Raw genomic sequence first — 5,589 nt, forward strand, 5'->3', positions numbered from 1 at the left:
CGCGGGATATCGGTATGGCCGTCAGTCCGCGGCTTGCCGATATCCAGACCGGCCACCGTGTCGCTAGTGACGTCGTTATGCGTATCGATTAGAATTGCGGATTGATCGACGCGTTTAACATCTTCATCGGTAACCGTGCGGAAGCCGTTTTGCGCGTGGGCGGCGCCGGCGCCGAGCAGAACAAAAGCAAGAAACGCACAAGCATGCATCGCCTCAGGATAGAGTAAATCAGGATGGGCGAAGCGCTGCAGCGCCGGCTGAAGCAGGAGCGATTCGAATCGCCGGCATTCGAGGCGATGTTGAACGTGATGGTTGCCGCCGATCACTTGCATCAAAAAGCGGACGACGTTTGCCTTAAATTCAAACTGACATTTGCGCAGTACAACGTGCTTCGGATTCTGCGCGGCTCCGCTCAGGGCGGCCTGCCCTTCGAGGAGATTCGCTTCCGCATGCTGGATCGCTCGGCCGATCTCGACGCGATTCTCGCGAAACTCGAGGGCGATCGCTGGCTGGACCGGGACGCGCCGCAAATCAATCCGCAGCTCTCCGTCGCGCGCATCACGCCGCGGGGCTTGCGGCTGATCGAAGAGATGGAACCGGCCATCGCCACGCTGCAGGAATATATGGCATCCTGCCTCTCGCGGCGCGACCTCCGCGAGCTTTCGCGGGAGTGTGAGTGCATCTACGGCCACGATCCCTCGTGCGGGGCAGGTAGCGATTCCGAATAGCTTTTCACAACTACGTTCCAAGGGGAAACGCGATGTTCTCGACGCTGATTCGAACGCTTAACGATCCCGCGATGACGATTGCGCGGCTCACGCTGGGAATCGTCTTCTTCGTTCACGGCGCTCAGAAAGTGCTGGGCTGGTTCGGGGGCCAGGGTCTGGCGGCGACCTACCACGGTTTCACCCAATTCATGCACATCCCCGCGGTGTTCGCCGTCCTGGCCATCGCCGCGGAGTTTCTGGGCGGCCTCGGACTGATCGTCGGGTTCCTGACCCGCATCGCGGCTTTCGGCATCCTTTGTGAAATGCTGGTGGCCGTCTTCAAATTTCACCTGCCGAACGGGTTCTTCATGAACTGGACCGGCCAGCAGAAAGGCGAGGGATTCGAATATCACCTGCTCGCGATTGCTCTCGCGGCCGTCATTATGATTCGCGGCGCGGGCGCCGTTTCCATCGATCGCGCTCTATCCGGTCCGGAGTATAGGACGCGCCGCTATTAAGGAGACAGTAGATGAGGGTTTCAAAAGGACTTATTGGCGGCGTTCTTCTAGTTGGCTTCGCGCTAGCCCAAACCCCGAACACCGACGACCTGGCGTGGCAACACGCCGTGGCGCCATATGACGGCGCGCGCAACGCGATCCTCAAGCACGTCGACGAAGGCGCTGCTCACGGCCCCTTTCAACCGCAGTGGCCTTCGCTTCAGAAGTACCGCGTGCCTGATTGGTATCAGGACGCGAAGTTCGGCATCTTCATCCACTGGGGCGTTTACTCCGTGCCGGCTTTCGGCAACGAGTGGTACCCGCGCAATATGTACGTGCAGGGTTCGCCTGAGTTCATCCACCATGTGGCTACCTTCGGTCCGCAGCTCCAGTTCGGATACAAGGATTTCATCCCGCAATTCAAGGCGGATAAGTTCGATCCCGATACTTGGGCGCACTTATTCCGCGATGCCGGCGCTAAGTATGTGATCCCTGTCGCGGAGCATCACGACGGCTTCGCCATGTATGATTCCGGCGTCTCCAGCTGGACTGCGGCGAAGATGGGACCGAGGCGAGATATCGTCGGACAACTCGCTCGATCCGTGCGCGCCGCGGGATTGCATTTCGGAGCTTCCAGCCATCGCGCCGAACATTACTTCTTCATGAATCCCGGACGCGACTTCCCGTCCGATGTCGAAGATCCGCACAACGCGGCCTTTTATGGTCCGGCGCACGCGGGCGTAAACGATAAGAATGGCGCGCACTGGCTGGCGCATCCCGATCCTGCTTATCTAAATGACTGGCTGGCCCGGAGTTCGGAAATCGTCATGAAATACCACCCCGAGGTCATGTGGTTCGATTGGTGGATCGGGACAAAAGAGTTCGAACCTTACTTACAACGCTTCGCGGCATTCTATTACAACGACGCCTCAAAGCGAAACTCCAGCGCGGTGATCAATTACAAGCAGGAAGCATTTCCCGACGGCGCCGCGGTGCTCGATATCGAGCGCGGCCAGTTGGATGCGTCGCGCAAACTCTTCTGGCAGACCGATACTTCGGTGAGTATCAAGTCCTGGGGCTACATCAAGAACGACACGTTCCGCACGCCCGAATCGATGATCCAGCAACTGGTTGACATCGTAAGTAAGAACGGCTGTTTGCTGTTGAATATCGGCCCGAAATCGGACGGAACCATACCGGACGAAGCGCAGCAGATACTGCTTAGCATGGGGCGCTGGCTGAAAGTGAATGGCGAAGCGATTTACCGGACGCGTCCCTGGAAGACGTATGGCGAAGGGCCGACCCATGTGGCCGGCGGGGCTTTTCACGACACCGCAACAAAGGCGTACTCCAGTCGCGATATCCGTTTTACAACCAATGGAGATACCTTATATGCGATCGCGATGGCGTGGCCCGAGGACGGCAAACTAGTCATTCGATCGATAGGTTCGTCGGTCCCTGTAAAGAGCGTGCATTTACTCGGATCGGATGCGGAAATCAAGTGGACGCGCACCGAGGACGGACTTACCTTGCAACTCCCCGCCCGGAAGACCGGCGAGTTTGCGTACGCTTTCAAGATAGAACCCAAATAACGAATGAAGGTGACTAAGCTATTCTTCCTGCTGCAGCTGGCGGCGTTGGGCGTGGTGGAGTGTGCCGATTTCCGGCCGCCCGCCGTGCCGCTGGTAACTCACGACCCTTACTTCAGCATCTGGTCCATGGCCGACCATCTGACTGACCAGCCCACGAAACACTGGACGGGCGCGGTCCAATCCCTAACATCTCTGGTGCGCGTCGACGGCAAAGTTTACCGCATCATGGGCGCAGACCCGCAAGGCACGCCCGCTCTCCCGCAAACTCATCTCGAAGTTCTCCCCACACATACTATTTATCAGTTCGAGGGCGCTGGCATTCACGTCGATTTAACCTTTCTAACGCCGGCCCTGCCGGACGACCTCGATATACTCTCCCGCCCCGCGACGTATCTCACCTGGCGAATTCACTCGCTCGATAGTAAACCGCACGATGTCGCGATCTACTTCGACGCCGGGACCGAAATCGCCGTCAACACGCGCGATGAGCCGGTAGAGTGGTCGCGCTTCAAGCTGGGCAATCTCGAAGTCTTGCGGGCCGGCACGCGCCAGCAGCCCGTGCTTGCCAAGTCGGGTGACGATCTGCGGATCGATTGGGGTTACTTGTATGTAGTCGCTCCGCCCGGCGGGAGCGGCGTCGCAACGCTTCGTCCGGACGCACTTACTGCGTTCACCGCGGGTGGAAGCCTGCCCGAAGCGGATAGCATTGACGCCTACAGACGCTACGGCCAACCGCCGTCGGTCCTGGCGTACACCTTCGCGTTAGGTCAAGTTAGCAGCGAGCCGGTGTCGCGGCACCTCGTGATCGCCTACGACGACGAATATTCGATCGAATACTTCGAGCGCCGGCTGCGTCCTTACTGGCGCCGCAACGGAGCCGGGCCGGCTGAAATGCTGCAATCAGCACTGAACGACTACGACTCGCTCGAGCAGCGCGCCACCCGATTCGATCAGACCCTGATGGCCGATCTTCGCAAAGCGGGCGGCGACGATTACGCCAAGCTCTGCGCGCTGGCTTACCCCCAGACCCTTGCCGCGCATAAGTTAGTCGCGGATATCGATGGCACGCCTCTCTATTTCTCGAAAGAGAACTTCAGCAACGGTTCCGTCGATACCGTGGACGTTACCTATCCAAGCTCCCCTTTCTTTCTCTTGTTAAACACGCGTCTGCTGGAGGGTCAACTGCGGCCGGTTCTCGATTACGCGAGTTTGCCGCGCTGGAAGTGGCCGTTTGCGCCGCATGATTTAGGCCGCTACCCGTTGGCGAACGGTCAACAGTATGGGGGCGGCGAGAAGACCGAGGAGAATCAGATGCCGGTTGAAGAGAGCGGCAACATGCTTCTGATGACCGCCGCGATGGAGCAGGTCAAGGGCAACGCCAGGTTCGCCGCGCAATACTGGCCCGTCCTGACTAAGTGGGCGGAGTACTTGAAGAGTAAAGGACTCGACCCGGAAAACCAGTTATGCACGGATGACTTCGCGGGGCATTTAGCGCATAACGCCAACCTATCCGCCAAGGCGATCCTGGCGCTCGCGGCATACGGAAAGCTAGCCGGAATGCTAGGTCATGCGGGCGAGCAGCGCGATTATGAAACGCTGGCCCGAAAGTATGCCGGCCAGTGGGTCGAAATGGCCAAAGATCAGGATCATTATCGGCTCGCATTCGACCGGCCCGGCACCTGGAGTCAGAAATACAATCTGGTCTGGGACAAGCTACTCGACCTGCACCTATTCCCGCCGGAAGTAGTCAAACAAGAACTCGCGTTCTACTTGACCCATGAGCATATTTACGGCTTGCCGCTGGACAATCGCGCAGACTATACCAAGATCGACTGGCTGACCTGGACCGCGACACTAGCCGACACCCAGCAGCAATTCGAAGCGATTTTCGACGGCGCTTACCGCTTCGCCAATGAATCCCCCAGCCGCGTTCCGCTAAGCGACTGGTATGAAACCAGGACCGCCAAGCAGGACGCATTCCAGGCCCGCTCGGTGGTCGGCGGAATCTTCATCCGGATGTTAGCGAACCCGGAAATCTGGAAGAAGTACGCGTTACTGTCCGTTCCATAGCCCGACGGACCCCGAGCAAAACGCTCCTACCGAGCCGCGCGCGTAGGTAAGCGGTGCTATACCAGTCCCAGACCTCAATCCCAGCCCCGGCCTTCCATACTTTCTACAGGTTGTGGGCTGCCATCGCGGCGCGCAGCCAACGTCACTGCACTGCACGCCGGTACTTGTCTCGCCGCTCCCGTCGGGATTCATGGTCCACACCTCGGCGTAAGCATCCGGATTGGACTGCTTCATGCCGTTGATGTCGTACTCAAACGCGATCTTCTTCCCGTCGCTTGACCAATTCGTATCGCCTGCTTCGTCCGGAACGTCGAAGTTCGTCAGTTGAACCACCTGGCTGCCATCGGCGTTCATCTCGAATATGTTGAGTTTGTTCCCGCCTTGGCGATCGGATCCAAATGTAATTCGGGTTCCATCCGGAGACCATACCGGGTCGGCGTTGTTGGCCGCATCGGTCGTGAGTTGCACGAAACCCGTGCCGTCCGAATGCATCGAATAGACTTCCAGATAGTTACCGTTCATCAGGCTCATGAACACCACCTGGTTATCGACCGACCACCGAGGTTCGACACTAAAGACCGTAGCCGAGAGGATGGCCGCGTCATCCGTGCCGTCCGCGTTCATCACCCGGATGTCGGTCATAGGCGGCGGCTGGTTCGCCTGCGGGGACTGGTAGAGCCTTGCGTAGATGATCTTGGTTCCGTCGGCAGACCAGCTTGGAGT

Annotated in this window: 5 protein-coding genes and 1 pseudogene; 4 read left to right on the forward strand and 2 right to left on the reverse strand. The window is 58.7% G+C overall.

The features are described 5' to 3' along the window. Positions 1 to 209, reverse strand: a pseudogene (locus H1Y01_RS19370) (dipeptidase); the annotation flags it as partial. A 24-nt stretch (positions 210 to 233) separates the two neighbouring features. On the opposite strand from H1Y01_RS19370, the gene H1Y01_RS19375 reads away from it, so the two are divergent. The 4 genes from H1Y01_RS19375 to H1Y01_RS19390 are packed head-to-tail and all read left to right on the forward strand — an operon-like array spanning position 234 to position 4,866. Continuing rightward, positions 234 to 728, forward strand: coding sequence for a MarR family transcriptional regulator (locus tag H1Y01_RS19375; protein ID WP_180542503.1), 495 nt, complete (start codon positions 234 to 236; stop codon positions 726 to 728). A 32-nt stretch (positions 729 to 760) separates the two neighbouring features. Beyond that, complete coding sequence (locus H1Y01_RS19380; RefSeq protein WP_180542504.1) at positions 761 to 1,225, forward strand: DoxX family protein; 465 nt, start codon at positions 761 to 763, stop codon at positions 1,223 to 1,225. 11 nt (positions 1,226 to 1,236) lie between these two features. Further along, positions 1,237 to 2,796 (forward strand): alpha-L-fucosidase, encoded by a 1,560-nt coding sequence (locus tag H1Y01_RS19385; RefSeq protein ID WP_180542505.1) that lies wholly within the window; start codon positions 1,237 to 1,239, stop codon positions 2,794 to 2,796. Between the two features lie 3 nt (positions 2,797 to 2,799). Further along, entirely contained in the window at positions 2,800 to 4,866 is a 2,067-nt protein-coding gene (locus tag H1Y01_RS19390) for a glutaminase family protein (RefSeq protein ID WP_180542506.1), read from the forward strand. On the opposite strand, the gene H1Y01_RS19395 is transcribed toward H1Y01_RS19390, so the two are convergent. Further along, on the reverse strand, positions 4,849 to 5,589 hold a 741-nt coding region (locus H1Y01_RS19395; protein WP_180542507.1), incomplete at its 5' end, for a TolB family protein. The two genes, H1Y01_RS19390 and H1Y01_RS19395, sit on opposite strands and share 18 nt — an antisense overlap.

The organism is Nevskia soli (assembly GCF_903970205.1).
Lineage (GTDB): Bacteria > Acidobacteriota > Terriglobia > Bryobacterales > Bryobacteraceae > Bog-113.